Source organism: Paenibacillus sp. M2, assembly GCF_046713495.1.
Lineage (GTDB): Bacteria > Bacillota > Bacilli > Paenibacillales > Paenibacillaceae > Paenibacillus > Paenibacillus amylolyticus_B.
Window position 1 is genome coordinate 5,424,439 of sequence record NZ_CP169648.1, and the last position, 19,928, is coordinate 5,444,366.

Annotated in this window: 16 protein-coding genes; 8 read left to right on the plus strand and 8 right to left on the minus strand. The window is 45.4% G+C overall.

Annotated elements, in window-relative coordinates:
- Positions 1-217 precede the first annotated feature (217 nt).
- From ACETMN_RS24970 to ACETMN_RS24990, 5 genes are read left to right on the plus strand one after another with little or no spacing between them, the layout of a single operon-like run.
- Positions 218-1,432: an MFS transporter gene (locus ACETMN_RS24970; RefSeq protein WP_091013631.1), complete on the plus strand. Its 1,215-nt coding sequence runs from the start codon at positions 218-220 to the stop codon at positions 1,430-1,432.
- Positions 1,425-1,994 carry a TetR/AcrR family transcriptional regulator gene (locus ACETMN_RS24975; RefSeq protein ID WP_091013628.1) on the plus strand — a complete coding sequence of 190 codons (570 nt, stop codon included), beginning with the start codon at positions 1,425-1,427 and terminating at the stop codon, positions 1,992-1,994. The genes ACETMN_RS24970 and ACETMN_RS24975 overlap by 8 nt, the downstream gene beginning before the upstream one ends.
- Before the next feature lie 46 nt (positions 1,995-2,040).
- A complete protein-coding gene (locus tag ACETMN_RS24980) occupies positions 2,041-2,691 on the plus strand; it encodes a hypothetical protein (protein ID WP_192133508.1) in 651 nt (216 codons plus the stop codon).
- A gap of 34 nt (positions 2,692-2,725) precedes the next feature.
- A complete protein-coding gene (locus ACETMN_RS24985) occupies positions 2,726-3,283 on the plus strand; it encodes a DUF1697 domain-containing protein (protein ID WP_105599872.1) in 558 nt (185 codons plus the stop codon).
- A gap of 53 nt (positions 3,284-3,336) precedes the next feature.
- Entirely contained in the window at positions 3,337-3,984 is a 648-nt protein-coding gene (locus tag ACETMN_RS24990; protein WP_341073764.1) for an Imm50 family immunity protein, read from the plus strand.
- An 80-nt stretch (positions 3,985-4,064) separates the two neighbouring features.
- On the opposite strand, the gene ACETMN_RS24995 is transcribed toward ACETMN_RS24990, so the two are convergent.
- From ACETMN_RS24995 to ACETMN_RS25005, 3 genes are all read right to left on the minus strand, one after another.
- Positions 4,065-4,508 (minus strand): Hsp20/alpha crystallin family protein, encoded by a 444-nt coding sequence (locus tag ACETMN_RS24995; RefSeq protein ID WP_036617413.1) that lies wholly within the window; start codon positions 4,506-4,508, stop codon positions 4,065-4,067.
- A gap of 191 nt (positions 4,509-4,699) precedes the next feature.
- A complete protein-coding gene (locus tag ACETMN_RS25000; protein WP_411735249.1) occupies positions 4,700-5,902 on the minus strand; it encodes an MFS transporter in 1,203 nt (400 codons plus the stop codon).
- 111 nt (positions 5,903-6,013) lie between these two features.
- Positions 6,014-6,973, minus strand: coding sequence for a helix-turn-helix transcriptional regulator (locus tag ACETMN_RS25005; RefSeq protein WP_091013614.1), 960 nt, complete (start codon positions 6,971-6,973; stop codon positions 6,014-6,016).
- 243 nt (positions 6,974-7,216) lie between these two features.
- Here ACETMN_RS25005 and ACETMN_RS25010 point away from each other — a divergent pair, with 243 nt between their 5' ends.
- Positions 7,217-8,803 carry a choice-of-anchor I domain-containing protein gene (locus tag ACETMN_RS25010; RefSeq protein WP_411735250.1) on the plus strand — a complete coding sequence of 529 codons (1,587 nt, stop codon included), beginning with the start codon at positions 7,217-7,219 and terminating at the stop codon, positions 8,801-8,803.
- 495 nt (positions 8,804-9,298) lie between these two features.
- On the opposite strand, the gene ACETMN_RS25015 is transcribed toward ACETMN_RS25010, so the two are convergent.
- Entirely contained in the window at positions 9,299-11,542 is a 2,244-nt protein-coding gene (locus tag ACETMN_RS25015) for a carboxylesterase/lipase family protein (RefSeq protein ID WP_411735251.1), read from the minus strand.
- 642 nt (positions 11,543-12,184) lie between these two features.
- On the opposite strand from ACETMN_RS25015, the gene ACETMN_RS25020 reads away from it, so the two are divergent.
- Together ACETMN_RS25020 and ACETMN_RS25025 are read left to right on the plus strand one after the other, a co-directional pair.
- Positions 12,185-13,837 (plus strand): alkaline phosphatase, encoded by a 1,653-nt coding sequence (locus ACETMN_RS25020; protein WP_411735252.1) that lies wholly within the window; start codon positions 12,185-12,187, stop codon positions 13,835-13,837.
- A 164-nt stretch (positions 13,838-14,001) separates the two neighbouring features.
- Entirely contained in the window at positions 14,002-14,367 is a 366-nt protein-coding gene (locus tag ACETMN_RS25025) for a VOC family protein (protein ID WP_411735253.1), read from the plus strand.
- Positions 14,368-14,483: 116 nt separating this feature from the next.
- On the opposite strand, the gene ACETMN_RS25030 is transcribed toward ACETMN_RS25025, so the two are convergent.
- The 4 genes from ACETMN_RS25030 to ACETMN_RS25045 all read right to left on the minus strand — a co-directional run bounded on the left by ACETMN_RS25030 (position 14,484) and on the right by ACETMN_RS25045 (position 19,854).
- Positions 14,484-15,707 (minus strand): GNAT family N-acetyltransferase, encoded by a 1,224-nt coding sequence (locus tag ACETMN_RS25030; protein ID WP_411735254.1) that lies wholly within the window; start codon positions 15,705-15,707, stop codon positions 14,484-14,486.
- Between the two features lie 192 nt (positions 15,708-15,899).
- Positions 15,900-17,378, minus strand: coding sequence for a methyl-accepting chemotaxis protein (locus ACETMN_RS25035; RefSeq protein WP_091013599.1), 1,479 nt, complete (start codon positions 17,376-17,378; stop codon positions 15,900-15,902).
- Between the two features lie 300 nt (positions 17,379-17,678).
- Complete coding sequence (locus ACETMN_RS25040) at positions 17,679-18,722, minus strand: polysaccharide lyase family 1 protein (RefSeq protein ID WP_091013596.1); 1,044 nt, start codon at positions 18,720-18,722, stop codon at positions 17,679-17,681.
- A 289-nt stretch (positions 18,723-19,011) separates the two neighbouring features.
- On the minus strand, positions 19,012-19,854 hold the full coding sequence (locus tag ACETMN_RS25045; protein ID WP_105599895.1) for an AraC family transcriptional regulator: 843 nt from the start codon (positions 19,852-19,854) through the stop codon (positions 19,012-19,014).
- Between the last annotated feature and the right edge of the window lie 74 nt (positions 19,855-19,928).

The window sequence follows — 19,928 nt, forward strand, 5'->3', positions numbered from 1 at the left end:
GCATATCACCTCTCCGAGGTAGTATTCACTTGAATCATTTTATCTGGTTATTATACCGGAAAATGTTGGGATATGAATTAAAAATTATTAATACTTCTCTCACCCACCAAAAAATAATGAACCCCTGCTCTGAATGTGCGCTTTACAATCTGACTACCGTCAGGTAAAATCAGTTCAACATGTCGCGCGACAGAGATCAACATTACGGAGGAAAACCATGAGTACTTCAACATTCAGTCCTACACCTCAGCAACTCTGGGGAAGATCATTTATTTTCATCATGTTAGCCAACGCATTATTGTTTATGGCATTTGAAATGTTGCTTCCCACCTTGCCTTTGTTTGTCTCAAGTCTTGGTGGCGAAGCCTCCCAAATTGGGCTTGTTACCGGCGTATTTATGTTCTCTGCCATCTTGATTCGACCCTTCACTTCTGTTTTGGCATCTCGAATAGATAAAAAATATCTGTTAATTATCGGCATCACTATCTGTGCATTAATGACAGGTGCATACTACCTATCGTCAGGTATTTGGATGATTCTTATATTTCGAGTGATCCACGGATTCGGATTTGGTTTGGCAACGACATATTTTGCAACGATTGCCACTGAAAACATACCAAGAGATCGCCGGGGAGAAGGTATGGGGTATTTCGGCGTAGGGGAGACGGTCGCCATATCCATCGGTCCTTTGATTGGAACAAGCCTGTTGTTTAGGTACGACTACCAGAGCCTGTTTATGGGAGGTATGTGCATTTTGCTGTTAGCTCTCCTGATGACAGTGTTTGTCTCCAGAAAGCCGAAAACAGGAGGTAGTAGCGAGTCCATGCAAACTCATGTACCTTCGGTGAAACTGATTGAAAAGAAGGTACTCTTCCCTTCTCTCCTCATTATGCTTGTTGGTATTGCAGCGGGTTCAATCATGTCCTTTGTGGCTTTATTTGCTGCCGAAAGAGGATTCGAGAATATAGCCTGGTTTTTCTTCATCGTTGCCATCGCCAGCTTCGCCGTTCGACTGTTCTCGGGGAAAATGTTTGATCGATGGGGACCAGGTTCCGTGTTGTTACCTTCTGCCGTGTTTGCAATCGCGGGACTACTGGTTCTGATTATCGCCCAGAGTAATGTGCAATTCCTGATCGCCGGCGCGTTATACGGCTTTGGTTTTGGTGCCATATTCCCGGCGATTCAGACCTGGTGTGTGAATCTTGTAGATGAACATGAGCACGAAAGTGCGATGGCTTCCTTCTTTAACTTCTTTGACCTCGGAATTGGCGGTGGTTCGTTGATCCTGGGCGTGGTGGCTTCTGCATTTTCCTATACGGTGGTGTATGCTATCTCTATAGGTATTTTTGTGGTATATATCTTGTTATATTTGGTATACTCCCAAAAACAGCAGAGGTATACCGCTCGCCAACTGGAGGTAGACATTGAGTAAAAAACGAATCAAGGAAATTGCCATTCAACATTTTAATCGTCTGGGTTACGAGGGGACCAAGATGGCGCAGATTGCCGAAGAGGCAGGCATTCGCAAGCAATCCCTGGCTTATCACTATTCATCCAAGAAAGCATTATTGCTGGAGTTATATGAGGAAGTTGTGCAGGAGGAACAACAGTTTGTACGCCAATTTTTCAGCGACTCTGTTACCCAAACCCATGCTCTGGATCAGCAGCTATATGCCTTTTTGCATGAACACAAAAATCGTTTTCTGACTCATCCAAACGTCGCTTTTATGTATATCCTGTCCTTTATCACACCACTGGAGGTGCATGATTTTGTACTGGCCCAGTATCGAACGTACCTCGGGACACTGAAGAAAGAGCTGGCAGCCGTATTTACCAGACATCCTGATATACGCCTGAGTCCGGAAGAAGCCACCGTAGCTTTTGTCACCGTGATGGATGGATTGGATGTACAGCTCGTGTATGAGACACGGCAATCCTATGAACAAGCTTTGGCAATCACCTGGAATGTCTTCTGGTCAGGCATCCAGCGTTAACGGATCAATTACGATCAGACTACACAAGTAGGAGGAATCAGACAGAATGCAACAACTGGATGCGGCCCTAAGCCGTTTTGTGGAACAGCAGGATTTATATAATGAAGCTTATGGACTTTTCAAAAATCATGATCTGCGTCCCCGCGAACAACATCACCAGCCGGAAGTGGATACACGAATACCTCTTTCTCCAGAACTTCAGTATCTGTACAGTCATTATGAAATGATGGATGCGGATGCGGAAGGTACACTCAAAATGAAAAATGCCGCCGTCGAAATCGGTGATGCAGCGCTGATCTCCTTTGTCGCACCTGAACATCTGCTTCGGCAGCAACTGGGTTTCCGCTGGATTGGCATGAATGAACCTTATGAGGAGTCCTCCACTTGGCCAAAAAATCACGTCGTCATCGCAAACTTTAACGATGATCCGTTAATTGTAGATGTGGAAGCACCAAACTCTCCCGTATATGCCGCTTTTACAGGTGGAGAACCAAACCGTGTTGCTGATTCGCTATCAGACTTTTTCAGTGCACTAGCCATCCTGATTGAAGCGGCGCGCACCTATGCCGGAGAAGTAAAAGATGAAGAAACCTATGAAACCAAGCCCGAGTATCTGGAGCAAGTGGAACCTTTATTGCAAGATTTGTTGGGAGAAGAGTATACTGCTCATCTTTTCGAATATCTGTCCTTTTGTTAAAACGGTGAATTGAAGGAATTGGAGGGGTGCCCATATGATCTATGTGGCTTTGCTACGAGGCATTAATGTAGGCGGGAACAATAAAATCAATATGAAGCAGCTGAAAGAAACGTTTGAACAAGCAGGCATGCTGGATGTTGTTACCTACATCAACTCTGGCAATATTATTTTTGCCGATCATCAGGAACGTGCCAATGCGAATGTGGAGATATCCCATGTGTTAGAACAGGCCATCGCTGCCGATTTTGGCTTACAGATCAGGGTTATGGTGCGGAATATGGATGAAATCCATAGCGTTATTCAGGCGCTGCCAGAAGAATGGGTTAATGATGACACCGCCAAAAGTGATGTGATGTTCCTTTGGGATGAGATCAATGAGCCCTCTGTGCTGGACCAACTGCCCATCAAACCGGAAATCGGCACACTGATCTATGTTCCCGGAGCGATTTTATACTCAGTCAGCAGAGAAGATGCATCCAAAAGTGGCATGAACAAGCTTGTGGGTTCCAAAGTCTATGCTTATATGACGGTTAGAAATGTGAATACCACACGTAAGATATATGCCCTGATGCAAGCAGCAGCAGAGAAATAATACAGACAGGTGGAGATGATGCCACGCAGCTTGTGGCAATTGGAGGTAGTCTAATGAACAGAGCATGGACATTAAATGTCAGCGTCCGATCCGTAGAGCGGGAACCTTTCTGGTATGCACCCCAGACTCCCTGGCAGATACAAGTACAAGGTTTTCGAGTAAAATTCCATACCAATAGGGCAATCGACTTGCTTGCTCAAGATCGACTGCTTGTTACCGTTGGTGAGGAAGGTACCGCGAACTGGGCTGCTTTTATCGGAACAGTCGTGGAATGCGAACCAGACTCTCTCCTGCTCTATACAAGTCCTCAGTACGAGGCACAGTTAATGGATATTCGGAGGTTGGAACGCGAATTTTCTCCTTTGGCTTCCATTCTCGGAGCGCAGCATGTAATCGAAACTCTGGGCTATTTCCCTCCCTTCCATTATGACGAAATTACGGATGTGCAGCTGGAAACAGTCCAAAATATACAATCCCTCTCTCTTGTGCTAACGCATAATGCTGATCAGGAATGGGAACAGCAGGTGCACTTCCATTTTGAACATATTCAGCAAGAGATGTTCTCCCCTGTGGAGGCATCTAACGTTTGTTTACAGCTAAGTTTCACTTATGCAGCCGATCAGATTCGTGTTAACTTGGATGCCGTATCCGGCTTCTCCGCTACATTCCTATGCAGCACAATTCATATTCAATTCCATTAACCCGGTTATGTAAAAAATCCCTTCATGGGACAACATGAAGGGATAGCTCAACTTCTTCAGCTACACATGTTGCATCTGGTTTAGTCAATCTGAATGCGTCTGCGAGATTGATCATCACCAGGACGTTTCGGAATTTCGAGCTTCAGCACACCTTCTTCCAATTTGGCCTTAATGTGCTCCTCATCAATATGATCAACATAGAATCGCCGGATAAATTCGCCGGAACGGCGTTCTTGCCGTATGATTCGATTGGAGTCATCCTTCTGCTCCACTATATCATTGCGTTTGGCACGAATAATCAATTCATTACCTTGAACCTGAATGTCTATATCCTCTTTGGCAATGCCCGGAAGCTCGGCTTCTACCGAATATTTGTCTTCTTCCTCACGAATGTCGGTCCGGAATGGCTGGGAGCCAGTTCCAAAAGGGGAGAGGAATGAGTTCTCAACCATGTCATTGAAGGATTTCAACATGTGTCCGAACGGGTCTTCATTTCGCTTACGAAACGGAATCAGATCAAACATGAAAATCAGCTCCTTTTATGTGGTTGGTTTATTGGTGTTGCTTACATTGATTATTATAATACCCGTGCAATTAAGGCTCAAAGTCCGTAAAAGACGAAAAAAACCGATTTTCTTTCACCATGGTTCACTATTTTAAAATAGATCCTTTTTTCTTTTATTTTGACCTTATTTGATCTTCTGACTTTGTCTGACTATAACGAATGAATGGGGTCCGTTACAGTATTGGATTCATTCTTCCGCATTCCCAGCATCATGATTGCCAGCAAGATAACCAGAACAGCTACGAGCATAAATGGAACATGTTTGTCCACCTGATAAAGTGTCGTTGTAAGTAAAGGCGTAATGACGGCGGATATCCCCTGTATCGCTGCTACCAATCCCGCTGCACCTCCCTGCTGTTCTTTGCTAACTGCCAGCGAAGCACCTGCCATGAACCCGGGCATCATCAGACCTGAACCCATGCCAAACAGGAAAAACGAGAAATAATACATGGATAACATATTGAAGACCAAAAAAAGGATCATGCTTGCGATCAGGAAAAGGGAACCGAGCAAAATCATTGGGCGTGACTTCCATTTCAACCATTTCATCTGAATGACCTGCATGATCAACATCGCTGCTCCAGAGAACATAAGTCCAAACGAAACCATTCGGGCAGTCGCCGCTGAGGATAGAGCCAGTTGATCCTGAAAATAAAATCCCCCGACAACCTGTAGTGTCATGATACCCATCATCGTGACTAAGCCGGCAGCAAGGTACATTCGTAATCCACGTTGGAACGGGTTTACTTTAGGCGGTTTTGCCTGAATGACCGGTTTGGCTGACGGGATTAACAGCAAGGCAATAATAAACGCAGCGATCGCTATAAAAATGCCAAAATAAAGCGGCCAGAGCAGACCGATAAGTGTAAAAGCTCCTGCAATCGCTGGTCCAAATACAAGGCCAAGTCCATTCGCAGCACTGATAATCGCCATCCCGCTTCCCCGCTCTTCACCTTCTGTCACATCACCCATATAGGCTTGGGCAGAAGACAGCACCGCCGGAATGAACATGCCGATCAGACTGCGCGTCACAATCAGAAGGGTTAACAATACTCCCCCTCCGATCCATGCATTTAATCCCCCGTACAATGCCAGTGCAAATAATGCACAGCTCACAGACATACCTATAAATCCAATCAATATGATTGGTTTTCTTCCTCTTATATCACTCCATCTGCCCCACACCGGAGCCATAACAGCCATCATAATGGAACCAAGTGAGATAATAAGACCGGAATGGCTTTCTTTCATGCCCAACTCGCGAATAAGCGGCGGCATAATGGGTGCAATCAGCATCAGACCCAACATGGCTGCAAATACGCTAAAAAAAATACTTCCTCTGATTCGGTTCATGCTCATACACTCCTCTATATTTCAGTACAGTATCCACTGTACCTGGAGTATACAAGGCGGAAAGAATCCCCACTGCCTCCATACGGAACAATTCACGCCAAGACGGATTTATTAATAAATCTTTTTCATCTCTGAGGGCTTCACGCCGAATTTGCGATAAAATTGCTGCGAAAAGGCACTGACATTGCTGTAACCGACCGCAATCGCGGCCTCGGTGACGTTGTTATTCTGATTGCGCAGCAGCTTCATGGCGTTGTCGAGACGAACCTGACGCAAATATTCGAAGACCGTGCTTCCGAAAAGTGCCTTGAATCCTTTTTTTAATTTAAAATCGTTAAGACCTACTTGTCTGGACAATGCTAGCAAAGATGGAGGATCTACCATACAGGCCTCCATAATCTCCCGTGCCGTATGTAACTTCCGGATGTCCTCTCTGGAGAATCCCGCGGGGATTGGCGCCAGATCAAACAGTTGGATCATAAATCGATTCAAGATCTCCAAGGCTGTCGCTTCCATCATTAAGGATGATCGATAACTGTTGTTTAATTCCACAATCAAACTGTCGATCATCGTTCGTATCCGGTTATCCAATTGAAATACAATCGGCCTGAACACTTTTCGTCCCAACACCTGATTAAACGCAATCGACTTGAAACCACCCAGTTGTGCCGCAGCATAATTGAACAGAGAAACCGGAATCCCCAGCGAAAAGGACGTATACAGCTCCCTTGCCGGAGGATGAAACCACGCTTCGAAATCATGCATAAAAATAAGGGCCCCTTGCCCAAGCGATAATGAATAATCCTGACCGGATATATCCACATGTCGCTCTCCCGATAAGGCAAATTGCAATTCCACAATGGGTGTCTCGGACGCAAAATACGTAGGATAAGGCTGAAGATATTCAACCTGGGAATATAAAATCTCAATGCCACTGTATGTTGTCACTCTTTTGACCTTACCGCTACCCGCCTTGGGAGAGAGCAGATACGTGTGTTCATCTTGCTGACTGTAAGGTTCCTGGGTCAGGTAATGCTGATATACTACGCCTAATGCATCATCCATGCGCATGGTATTCACCTCGCCTATATCTTGATCAGACTCATCAGTAAAGAAAGTCCGAATTAATTGATAATGATTCTCAATTAATTCTAGCGTATTTTCTCCCGTTCGACCAGTCCTATATATATGAAGGTCACGTATAACCTTTTACACAAATCGCAGACTTCTCTTACCTCTCCTTAACATTAGCTCCCTATACTAGAACAATTGTACAACTCATTACACAAGAAACGATAAAGGGGATCTGGAACATTGAAAAAGAGAAATCAATGGCTTGCCGTTCTGTCGATGACTGCCATTCTTACCGCAGGAACAACCAGCTACACATCCATGATTCATGCTGCTGACGTAACTAAAACTACCAATAATCATGTCGTACTGCGTACAGCCATCCAAAATATGCAGGGTACGGTCACATGGAACGGAAGCAGTCGCAGCGTTGATATCCAGATCGCAGATACTAAAGTACAACTTCCAATAGGAACGTCTTCAGCCACCATCAACGGTGTGAAAACTCCTTTGGACAGTAAAAGTTACATCACCAAAGGTACAACGTATGTATCTTCCCAAACGCTAAAATTAATTAAGGATCAACTGATCCTGAAACAAAATAAAAGCGGTTTTGAACAGACCGCATCCTTTCAGATGCCTGGGGGCAAAGCAGAAATATCAGCCTCTACGCCAGATGGACAGCGCCTGCTCGTAACCGAAGCAGACAATGGTAGCATTGCCATACTGGATATTGCTGACTTGAAAAACATCAATGTCCTGAAGACAGTCAGCTTCCATGACCTCTCCGCCAAAGCTGAAGTCACAAGCGTAACCGTGTCCAAAGATGGTAAATACGGTCTTGCTATTATTCGTACAGGGGATACAGATAGCGAAGCAAACAAAGGATTGCTTGCCATTGTGGATCTGACAACCTACAAAACCGTCAAAACGTATGAACTCGGCATTGGTCCTGACTCCATTGCACTGTCACCTGACGGTCTGCATGCGGTTATCGCGATAGAGGATGAAGAGCTGAATACAGCTGCCGATGAAATTGACTATGCCAACACCAAACGTCCGGGTAGCATTATGGTTGTATCTTTTGCTGGCGGGAACGTATTGGAGGGTGAAATCACCAACTTGCCGGTCTCTTTGGACAAGGTAGAAGGCGCCATCTATCCGCATGATCCACAACCGGAGTATGTTGCCATTAGTCCAGATAGTAAAACAGCAGCCATTACGTTACAGGAAAACAATGTCATTGCCATTGTAGATCTGGAGACAAAAAAAATTAGCTCAATCTTCGCTCTGGGTACCACTTCACATCAAGCAGATCTGAAAGATGATGGTATCGTTCAGTTTAAAGAGACGTTGACAGCTCGTTATGAACCGGATGGAATTGCTTTCTCGGCAGATGGTAAATACCTGCTGACAGCTAATGAAGGGGACTTGGGCAAGAATGAATTTGAGGATGGTGTAAAAGCGGGCGGACGCAATATTGCTGTCTGGGATCTGCAAGGCCAGCGGATGTACGATAGTCAGAACCTCATTGACGAGGCAACCGCCATGGTTGGTTTGTACCCGGACGATCGCAGTCCCAATAAAGGCAGTGAAGTGGAGAATCTGACCGTTGCTACTGTAGACGGCACAACATATGCCACGGTAGCTTCCGAACGGGCAGATGCCATTTTGTTCTTCGATCTTGCTGATCCGGTCAATCCGGACTACCTGGGTCTAATCCCTACAGCCGGAGAATCACCGGAAGGAATCCATCGTGTTAACGGACGCAGCCTGTTTGTAAGTGCAGATGAGAGCACCGGAACGCTTAGTTTTTTTGCCAAGAAATAGTTCGAGTGCACTCGGTATGTAAAGACTGAAATGAACATTTTCACTTTGTATTGAGTAGGAAGGGGCGATGAAGCCCCTAACCTCTCATACTATTGAACGCACTATTCCATGTACCCACATATAATGCTGCAAAGGTTATCGACGCTTTATATTTTCCAATTCCCGCCTGTTCCGCTCGACTTCCTCTTGTAATACTCGTACTTCCATCCTTAATGCGGATACTTCCTCTTTGACACCAGACCTCTTCATCACAAGATAGAAAACCAGATATAATACGAGGCCCATCATAATAAAGAAAATCAATAGAGTTATAATCCCAGCAATAACAAAATTACTAGCTCCATCCATAATGTACGTTTTCCCCTTTCCCATATCTTATTAATTTATATTTACAACAATACCATATTTAAGCATAACGAACAGTATAAAAAAGCCAAGAGAGCATGCTCTCTTGGCTTTCAATTTATCTATATATACCTTCCTATCCGGTGATTCTTATTCCCAGAAAAAACGACCTGCGAACACTTTTTCCGTCAACAATTTATACGTTTCTTCAGGCAATTCTTTTTTCATCTTTGCCATAACGGCGTCTTTGCCTTGATTATATTGTGTGGACATGCCAATCTCTGCGGTTGTATTACTTGCATCCAGACGCATGATTGGGGCTTGGGCATCTTTCGTCCAAGGTGTCCATGCCGTTAGATCAGGTGATCCACCCGTACCTGGATTGCCTGTGTACAGGAACTGCTTCAGATATGCTGCCATCGCGGCGGACAACTGATCACGTCCTGGTTTGTTTGTATCGCTAAAGTACCCCTCAGGGAAATAGGCAGCAATTCCGTCTGCGTGTCCTGTATAAAAGTCCATATCCGCACCATGTGGTGCGCCCAGTAACGTGAGCAAACGCTCAGAGATGACCCCAGGTTGTGTACCCCATGCAAAACGATACGCATATACCGGTGGCTGACCTGCTTCATTTGTCAATTGCTCCGCTACACGCTCTGCATTAAAGCCTGCATAAGCTTCGCTTCCGTATTTCAACGCAGCAGCATATTGTTCCGCCTTGGTTTTATCAGTAAACAGAGTTTCATCCGTGATGGATGGAGAGAAGTTTGGATCACCGAAGGCAAATCCGGAGAACTCCGTTTCCAGGCTGCCGAGCAATACAGGAACTTTCTTATAATTTCCATTATTGATGGCGTCAAACCCTTCTTTTGGAATCACTGTGCCATCACGGAACAGATGCGGGAATGGGTCCATACGGATTGCCGTTGCACCAAACGCTGTGACCAACTTGTCCGCAGGCAGTGCACGCAGGTAACTCTCCAGCTGTGCCTGAGATTGTTTACCAATCCATGCTTTTGCTTCTTCTGCGTTAGCCGCTTTTCCCTCTTGCACGAGTAGCTTCACAAGTACATCCTCGGATTTTTGTTCGCCTTCTTCCGGTGATGCTGTCGTCAATCCTCCGCTGAAAGCAACTGCTTTTTGATACAGTCCTTTGCTAAGTGGAGAGATCAGAGTTGCCAGCACATCACGTGCACCAGCAGATTGTCCGGCTAATGTAACATTGCCTGTGTCTCCGCCAAACCCTTCGATATTATCCTGCACCCACTCCAATGCACGGAATGCGTCAAGCAGACCATAGTTACCTGAGTCATCCAGGGCATTGCCTGTTTTCAGCGCTGCATTCTCGAAGAATCCAAGGGCTCCCAAACGGTAATTCACGGAAATGATAATGCTGTTGGTACTCCGTGCAAGCTGTTCACCTTGAAAATCTTTACCTGATCCGGTCATATTCCCGCCGCCGTGCAGGAACACCATAACCGGAAGTTTCGAACTGGTTGTGTCGGGACGCCAGATATTAAGATACAACGAATCTTCGCTTCCCGCTGTCGTCTTGCCGGAGATCTGCAAGCTGTTCGCTGCAAATTCCTTAGCCGATCTGGTTCCTGTCCATGATGCCGGTTCTTGCGGGGCTTTCCAGCGCAGTTCACCTACTGGCGGTTTCGCGTAAGGAACACCAAGCCAGCCGAGCGTGCCATATTGCTTATAGGTTTTGCCATCAATCGCGCCATACTTGGTCTGTTGCACCGTTTGAGGTTGGAACGCCCCAGCTCCTTTATGTTTCAACCAGTTCTGCTCCAAAGTTCCACTGCCATTCTTGAGCTGTATCTGCAATGCCTGTGCGGTTGCCTCTGCCATCAGACAGTTGGTAAGTTGACTCGCTCCCTTTCCTTGAAGTGCCTTGATTCCCTTACCAGCCGCGTAGGTGGAAGCCGTTCCCTGCTCATAATCCGTACCTGCTTCATATCCAAGCACCTTCAGCAGCATTTCGGCATAACCTTCCGCTGTAAGGGGTGCATTAGGTTCAAACTTCTCCGTTCCTGTTACGATCTCAGCCACATACGGATGCTGCTTTAAGTAACCAACGACCGGTTGCAATACTTTGCCCGCCTGAGCCGCATCGTCATACGTTTCCGATCCCTGATAGGCGAGTGCTTCTTTCTCCAATCCGGACAAACGCAAGTAAAGTACTGCGGCCTGAATACGTGTTGCCTTTTTGTTCAGATAAGCTACATTAACACCTTGACCGCTGCCACGAATAAGTTCGGATTGGATCAGCTTGTCCATCGCTGCTGAAGAAGAGGATGCTGTATTGCCTGCTGCATAAGCTGGTAGAGCGGATACACATAACCCCAAAATGGTTGCTACGGCAATCGAACGTTTAATGGTTTTCATGTCATAAATCTCCTCGCTGTCGAATAGTGTGTGATGGGATAAGTTCATTGGAAATGTTCAGTTGAAATGCGTATCTAAAAATCAGTATTCCAATGTCTGGATGAGTCTATATCTCTATTTATGAAAAATTAAATCTGCTGCGCTCCTTTCTGTTCGAAATATCTGCTACGGCGCTTGCGGTCATGCCATCAGGCATTTTTTTATATAAAAAAACCTGAACCGAAGGCAAACAGACATCGCTTTAGCGTGGTCTACTGCCCTCAATTCAGGTTTTGCCTGCAATCAGTAACAACCCTGAGGAATGAGGTTCATTCCATATGAAAATGTAAACGCAATCAATCGTTTGATGAACAAACAACCAACGAATGAACTGACACAGGTATTGCCCTAAACACGGTTACAATCCTGTTGTTATGGTGATGTTAGCACATAATGTAAGCGTTCGCAACACCCTTTTTCAAAATCGTCATCATACGATCTCTAAAAGGAGTAACAGTAAAAACAGTTCACCTGAATTCCAGCACCCTTCACTAATCGTAAATTTTACATATAGTTAACCCATTTCATACGTTAGTTTAGCAATTGTTGTATACACTTGGTTTGAGATACCAAACTATACATATATTCTAGGAGGATGCATTCATGTTAAACCGGTTTAATGTCCGTGCAGCCAAAATGATGCTCGCGGTGACAACAATTGTTACGGCTACACTCGGAGGAAGCAGTGCAGCGTGGGCTGTGGAAGACACCACCTCAACAACATCTGCATCACCGATTAAAAATGTAATTATTCTGATTCCTGACGGTATGGCTAATGATGCTACCGCTCTGGCTCGTTGGTATAAAGGCTCATCCTTGACACTGGACTCCATGGCAAGCGGCATGGTTCGGACTCACTCCGCCGATGCGCCGATTGCAGACTCAGCTCCTGCCGGAACTGCTTTTGCAACAGGTTATAAATCTCATACCGGATTTGTTGGTGTACTGCCGGACAAAGCTACGATGCCTGGACAAAAGGCTATTGCGCCTGGAGACGAAAGAAAACCGGTCGCTTCCGTACTGGAAGCATCCAAACTGGCTGGTAAAGCAACTGGCATTATCGCTACATCCGAGATTATGCACGCCACACCAGCGGACTTCTCCTCTCACTATCCGGATCGTAAAAACTACGATGCACTCAGCAAACAACAGGTCTACAATGGCATGGATGTTGTGTTGGGTGGAGGTAGCAAATATCTTGAGCCAGCCGGACGCAAAGACGGCGAGAATCTGATTTCGTCCATCAAGGCACTGGGTTACGATTACGTCACTACACCGGCTGCAATGAAAGCATCCGATTCGAACAAACTGTGGGGTATGTTTGCACCCGCAGGCATGGCTTATCATATGGACCGTGATCCTGCGAAGCAGCCAAGCCTTGCCGAGATGACATCCAAAGCCATTGAAGTTCTCTCCAAAGACAAAGACGGCTTTTTCCTGATGGTCGAAGGCAGTAAAGTGGACTGGGCAGCTCACGCCAATGATCCTATTGGTATTATCAGTGATGTGCTGGCTTTTGACGATGCCGTAAAGGTAGCCATGGATTTTGCCAAAGCCGATGGAGAGACTGCCGTTGTGGCTGTTACGGACCACGGCAATGGTGGACTCACCATTGGTAACAACGCAACTTCCGGCACTTATGACAAAGAGCCATTGTCTACATTTATCGGACCTTTGAAAAAGGCTAAGCTGACAGGCGAAGGCGTTGAAGCGAAGTTGAATGCGAAGCGGACAAACATCAAAGCAGTGATGAAACAGTACTACGGTATTACCGATCTGACTTCCGAAGAGATTGCCACAATTAAAGCGGCCGAGCCAGGCAGTCTTAACTATGCAATCGGTCCAATGATCAGCAAACGTGCAGGGATTGGCTGGACAACCGGTGGTCATACAGGTGGAGATGTCGTGTTGTACACGTATGCTCCGAACAATGACCGTCCATTCGGTGTGATTGATAACACGGATGTCGCCAAATATATGGCACGAGTACTGGATCTGGATCTCGACAGCGTGAGCAAACAATTGTTTGTACCTGCCAAACAGGCATTTACGACCAAAGGCGCGACGTACAAACTGGACCTGACGGACGCCAAAAATCCGAAGATCCTCGTTACCAAAGGCAACACCAAGCTGGAACTGCAAATCTACAAAAATATTGCACTCGTAAACGGCAAAAAGACAACTTTGGAGGGTGTCATTGTTTATAACGGTGTAGAGGCATTTGTACCACAGACGGCCGTTGATCTGATTCAATAATTCGCTAGAACTGCTGGAACTATAGGAGATTACACCATTTGGCTGCCGAATATTTCGGCAGCTATTTTACTGTTTATTATTAAGGAGTAGGTTCCTGCTAGCGCCTATCGTATAATGAACGTAACAAAAATACATATGATGCAAGAAAAAGGAGAGATTCACCCATGTTGATCAAATTAAACTGGATTACGCTGAGGGTCAGTAATTTGGAAGCTTCACTCAGTTTCTACCACGACATGCTTGGACTTCCAATTCAGCGCAAATTCGAAAGCCGCGGACGGCAGATTGCCATGCTGGGCATGGAGAATGAAGCCAAGCTGGAACTGATTGAGGGCAGTGAATCCATTCTTAAACCAGAGGCCGGCGTGTCGATCGGTTATGAGGTGAACTCGCTGGATGAAGCCATGGAACGACTAGCAGAGCTGAATATTCCAATTGTACGCGGCCCCATCCAGCCCAATCCGCACCTGCGTTTTATATACATTACAGATCCAGACGGCTTCGAGGTACAACTCGCAGAGCATGTTTAATTAGGCGATTGTGAAATGAGTGTGCGTATCACGATAACCAGTTGTTTGTGCATGTGTGCAGTCAAACCTGTATGCACACCCCCTCCTAGGGCAGCGTAAAACGTTATTATGTCTGTTTACAGCTTCATACGGCGCATCAGCGGAACACCTATGCGATTCAGCAACCGATCAAGCAGCAGCCAGCACCAGCGTCTGCCCCATGAAAGCTGGCGCTCATACACAGCGGAATATTCAAAATCCGCCACAGCACCGCGATTGCGCTTGAACTGTGCAGCCCCGGCGCTCTCATGTAACAGATGGCCGTTCTCGCGAGCCTGTCCGATCAGGCATGCCGATAACATGCGGTATAGTCCTACAGACTGGGGCAGCGCCGTATCGTAACCAAACAGTGGCGTTGTCATGATTCCATTTCGGCAGAAATAACCCATCACCGCGTCCAGGCGCCCCTCCTTTCGCAGTCCATAGAGTCTGAGTGTTCCTGATGCCATCGCAGCAGCAATGAAACGCTCGGTAAATTGCGGATTGTGATAGGAGTATTTTTCAAGGTACAACAGCTTGTACAATTCCACAATTCGCGGAATATCTGCATCCGTCATATCTGACTCGGAAACGAATTCGTAGTCGTGCTTGGCCAATAATTCGTAATCCCGCTTCAACAGCCAGCGCGATTTCGAGTTGCCAAAATTCGGATCATGCGCATGGTACAGGTAGATTTGTCGGCTCGGAATTAGTCGACACCCCACTTCCGTTAGCCTCGCCGTCAGATCGGGATGAAGTCCCGGACACAAGGAGCGAAACACAATGACATGCTCAGGGTATCGCTCTTGTACCGCTGTAAGCAAACATTCTGCCTGTTCACCGGACATGGCTGGATACAGATTGGTGGACAACAACCAGTTGTTCACATGCACAACTTTGTTGATCTGCGATTGCTTCATTCCCCAACCTATTAGACTGAGCAGCACAGAAAGACCTTTTTCCAACACAGGCTTCTGCAACATGGTCAGTTCCTCCTTGGCGTAACTCACATAATGCGTATATGGCGAACAAACATAAGCATTATCATACTCTGTATCATTCACCGTCAGCGGAATAACGAGATCATCAATCCGGGCGAGCAACAATGTCGTTTCCACGTTGGACATAAAGCTTTGGGTCCCGTCCAGCATCATAGGCTCCAGATAAGCTCTGGCATATCTGCCGTCCTCTGTATCGGGCCAGTCCATGCCTTCGAACGAATGCTGATCATAAAGACGCACGCGTTCAGCGTGATTATCATTCCTAACTTCATATGTACGGTCATCATAGGCCGAGCTGTCTTTCATTCCTTTATTCTTCAACCTTTTACTCCCCCATGAGGTAACATCTTCTTTTAACTACCATTTACATGGTTAGTTCTACTCTCTTCATACTCTACACAACACACTGTATAGGAAAAAAATGTCGGCATCAAGCTGTTTTGCAGATAAAAAAGGCCCGTCCAGTACGCTAAATACGCACCGACAGGCTCTCAACTATTAATATTAGTAATATTAAAGTTTGTTCACAACGGAAGAAGCCTGATGATCCGAGACCAATTCATTCAGGTCTACAATCAGTTGCTCCAGTTCTCCAAAGCTCTCTACCATCTTCTGTGTCAGGTTGCGTTGTTCTTCCATGCTTGCCAGAATCTCTTCTGTCGCTGCACTGGATTGCTCAGTCACACTCGAAATCTCGGAAACCTCATTCACAACTCTGGTGGAAGATTCCTTCATGGTCGCCGAACTAGTCTCGATATCTGTCGCTTGATTCAATACATGCTGAGAGTTGCTGTTGATGGTACGAAATACTTCCTCTGCCGTATGCACGCTATCTCTCCCTTGTTGTAACGAAAGACGAATGCGTTCGAATCGATCCGTCAGTGCCTGCGTCTGCCCTTTTAATCGAGACAGGATGGTTGCGATATCACTTGCGGACTGACCCGAGTTCTCTGCCAACTTGCGAACTTCCTCTGATACAACAGCAAACCCGCGTCCATGCTCACCCGCACGAGCGGCTTCAATGGCTGCATTGAGTGCGAGCAGGTTGGTCTGACTCGCAATATCCGCTATGCTGTTCAGCATAAGTGTCATGGATTCACTTTCCTCGTTGAACTTTCGCATGTCATTTGCAGTTGTATTGATCGTTTCATATAGATCTTGCATTTGGATGTTCAGCTGGTCCATCTGTGTGCTTCCTGTTTGCGTGCTCGTTGCCATACTTGCGGACAACTCTTTCATCTGTTGGGAATACGAAGCAACGTCCTTGATATGCTGATCCGACACAGATAAGGATTCCGAGATCTCGGCTACACTGGTCGCCTGAAACTCAACACCTTTTGCAACCTCACTGAACCCAAGTGTCACCTCATTGGTGATAGAACCGGTCGCATTCACTTTTTCCTTCAATTGATCCGTATAACGTGATAAACCTTCGACCGATTCCTTCACACGCTCCAGCATGGTTTCCACTCTTTGCTTAGAATGCTCCACCTCATTCTGGCGTACTTCACTTTCATGGAAGAGCCTTTGATTCAGCTGGGAGACCAGCATCAGAATGGCTCCCGTGAGAGCGAATAGTCCCACATTAACGATATTACCTATTAGCTCAACAGAGTCAACGGTATTCATAACAAATAACTGAAGAACACTGTTAACTAGTAATACCGAAAATCCAACCACAAAAAATTTCTTGTTAGGAAATAACAAAAGAACTGCGGTTATGACCAAACTTAACGCAAAATTGACCGTTCCCCAACCGACATAGACTCCACATATTGTCAGTAATACGGTAATCAGCCATGGAATGAGATGAATATGTTTCTTTTTCGCATTAGCGTATGTAATCCAAACTACAAAGATCAGAGCTACTCCATTGGACACAAGTAACTTCGGCATCGTAAAGGCCAGACCCATACCAATGGCAATAATAATCCACAAAATGATACCGATTAATTTGTTCCTTTTCCAAATAATTTCGTCCATACGATCCATGCATACCCCGTCCTTTTAAGTAGGTTAAATGTGAGTTGTAGGGCCTTTCTGTACTACATCTATTAGTCTTTGGTCCTGCTTATGTGCAAATCGCAAATACGCATCGCCTTAACATAGTACATATTAACTTCACAAGTATGAAATCAGCGCTACTTTATGTATATCGGTATTGTTAATTAAAAATTAATATGAATTGTAAAATGATATGTAAGCATATCATTTTACAAAAAAAAGGTCTGTCTTATGCGTTATGGTGCACAAGACAGGCCTTTTGGGTCGTGAAAGGATGTGCAGCAACTCTTACTTGCCAAATACAAGTGTCGTATTGGAGGAACCTGCATACTTGGTGACGAACTCACGTGCGTAGCTGGCACTCTCTACCTGATAACTGTAATTGGAGCTTGGTCTCCAGTTCGTTTTAGGAGAAGTCGGGCTATTCAGGGCCGGCGTACTGCCCGAATCCGTAAACTCACCTTTTCCTTTGTCATCCAAGATGCCGCCCTTTTCAGCACCTGCACCAAAGTAGTTGTTTTCGGAATAAATCCGTGCTTTTTCACCAATTGTGATGGCCTGATTAAAGTTGTTTGCATAGTTGTTTTTGAGATGGAAGTAACCATATCTTAAAAGCCCAGGACCACGTACATATAAATTTTCGAAGTAATTATTGGACATCGTCACATGAGGTACTCCGTTGTAACTGCTGTTACCATCATTCGGATGACCGAGGATGACGCCATACTTATGGTTCGCAAATTTGGAATTGCTAATCGTAATATAGTCGGCGCGATCGCCAATATACAGAAGCTTGTCCAGATCACTACCGCCAGAGCTGTAGCTGTGACCAGCAAACGTCACATGATCAATCCAGTAATTGGAGCCTGAAGTGATATACATCTGGATATCATCATTGGCATTAATATTGGAAGCGTGTTCAAAAGTCAGATTCTGAAATATCACATTGCTTGAACTGCTTGTGGATCTGAAATGAATATTCGTTAATGTATGTTTGCCAAAGGAACCTACCAGGGTCTTGTTCGCTCCGAATTCAACTTTTTGCAACGTAGAGGAGGAAATATTCTGTTCAACGACGACAATTTTGGCCGTAGATCCCGCCATGTGTGTTCTCAAATCATTGAGATTACTAACGTAAACCACCTGACCGTTCTTGCCACCTGTCGTAGCTGACTTGGATACACCATTCTCATTCTTGGCACTGCCTGCAAAACCAGTCAACCCGTTCGTACCTGTGTTTGGATAACTAGCCGCACCATATGTAGACGGGGCTGTGGAGACAGTTAACAACAATAGAGTTACAGCAAGTAAAAGCATCGAAAATTTCTTCAAAATTTCACCATCCTTTATAATATTATCCTCAAATACAACTCGATTATATCGTGTAACTTTGGCTGTGACAATACGAAAATTGCAAAAAGACAATAATTATCATTTTTATGCAACAGCAGATCAGATATAGTGAAAAAACGTAAAACCAGGCCATTCGTTCACACAAAATAGAGCCGCTAATTAGCGGCTCTATTAACGAGTACTATGTGATCCAACTTGGAACTGATCTGCACTCGGATCAGTTCCTAAAGCCTCTGACAAAAAAACATCGCTTGCGGATAATAATATGTTACGACTTCTGATAGCTGCGGCGGAAGGAGCCAGGTGTAATTCGTTCCAGCTTCTTGAAGATGGCTCCATAATAGCTGGTCGATTCGAAACCGACTTGACGAGCAATATCCTCCATCCCGCGCTGCACATTATCAAGCAGCAATTCCTTGCTCTTGTTGACTCTTACCTGATTAACATAGCTGATGGGACGAATACCTGTCGTTTTCTTAAACAAATGACAGAAATATTCTGGTGTGACACAGATCAATCCAGCCAGCGTTGGCAAAGTAATCTCTTCAGCATAATGTTGTTCAATATAGTCCAGAACCGGTTTTAATCGCTCATACTGCTGCCCGACCGTATCGCTGCCCTCAACAGATACGCGTTGAATAATCTCTGTCAATAAGGTATAGAGAATGGCGGAACAGGCGTAATTGCTTAATGTCTGCTCTTGTGGTGTTAAAGCAGCTTGCAGCAGCTCCCGCATTCGGGATAGAAGGTATTCAGGTTGTGCAAGCGTGTATACGCATGTGTGGACAATGCCCACGGTTTCAAATAAATTTGCTGACCCATTGCCATCGAAAATGATCCAGTCGACTTCCCAACTGTCGGATAGCGCATAGTATTCGTGCTTCTGTCCAGGGAATAACAGCATGCCCATACCTGGCTTGACGATATGTTCCGTTTCACTGAGCTTGAGCTTACCCACACCGCTGCGGCATTGTATCCACTGATAATCCTCAATGCCTTGGTCTCGGCGGATATGCTCCTGTTCATGATGCAGGCCAATGCCAAGTAAATAAAAAGGGAGCAGCTTGTCTCGGGCAGATAACACCGGAAAATTACGATTGGGATGAGGCATACGACTAACTCTCCTGATCTTAATATTGTTATATCATATTAATTATTTAAGATATTCACTCAAATTAATATAAC

What these genes read in the sequence shown, in the direction of transcription:
- ACETMN_RS24985 (WP_105599872.1), top strand. Translation starts at nt 2,726, where the DNA reads ATGATCTATGTGGCTTTGCTACGAGGCATTAATGTAGGCGGGAACAAT.
- ACETMN_RS24990 (WP_341073764.1), top strand. Translation starts at nt 3,337, where the DNA reads ATGAACAGAGCATGGACATTAAATGTCAGCGTCCGATCCGTAGAGCGG.
- ACETMN_RS25025 (WP_411735253.1), top strand. Translation starts at nt 14,002, where the DNA reads ATGTTGATCAAATTAAACTGGATTACGCTGAGGGTCAGTAATTTGGAA.
- ACETMN_RS25035 (WP_091013599.1), bottom strand. Translation starts at nt 17,378, where the DNA reads ATGGATCGTATGGACGAAATTATTTGGAAAAGGAACAAATTAATCGGT.
- ACETMN_RS25015 (WP_411735251.1), bottom strand. Translation starts at nt 11,542, where the DNA reads ATGAAAACCATTAAACGTTCGATTGCCGTAGCAACCATTTTGGGGTTA.
- ACETMN_RS25005 (WP_091013614.1), bottom strand. Translation starts at nt 6,973, where the DNA reads ATGCGCATGGATGATGCATTAGGCGTAGTATATCAGCATTACCTGACC.
- ACETMN_RS25000 (WP_411735249.1), bottom strand. Translation starts at nt 5,902, where the DNA reads ATGAACCGAATCAGAGGAAGTATTTTTTTTAGCGTATTTGCAGCCATG.
- ACETMN_RS25045 (WP_105599895.1), bottom strand. Translation starts at nt 19,854, where the DNA reads ATGCCTCATCCCAATCGTAATTTTCCGGTGTTATCTGCCCGAGACAAG.
- ACETMN_RS24995 (WP_036617413.1), bottom strand. Translation starts at nt 4,508, where the DNA reads ATGTTTGATCTGATTCCGTTTCGTAAGCGAAATGAAGACCCGTTCGGA.
- ACETMN_RS24970 (WP_091013631.1), top strand. Translation starts at nt 218, where the DNA reads ATGAGTACTTCAACATTCAGTCCTACACCTCAGCAACTCTGGGGAAGA.
- ACETMN_RS24980 (WP_192133508.1), top strand. Translation starts at nt 2,041, where the DNA reads ATGCAACAACTGGATGCGGCCCTAAGCCGTTTTGTGGAACAGCAGGAT.
- ACETMN_RS25020 (WP_411735252.1), top strand. Translation starts at nt 12,185, where the DNA reads ATGTTAAACCGGTTTAATGTCCGTGCAGCCAAAATGATGCTCGCGGTG.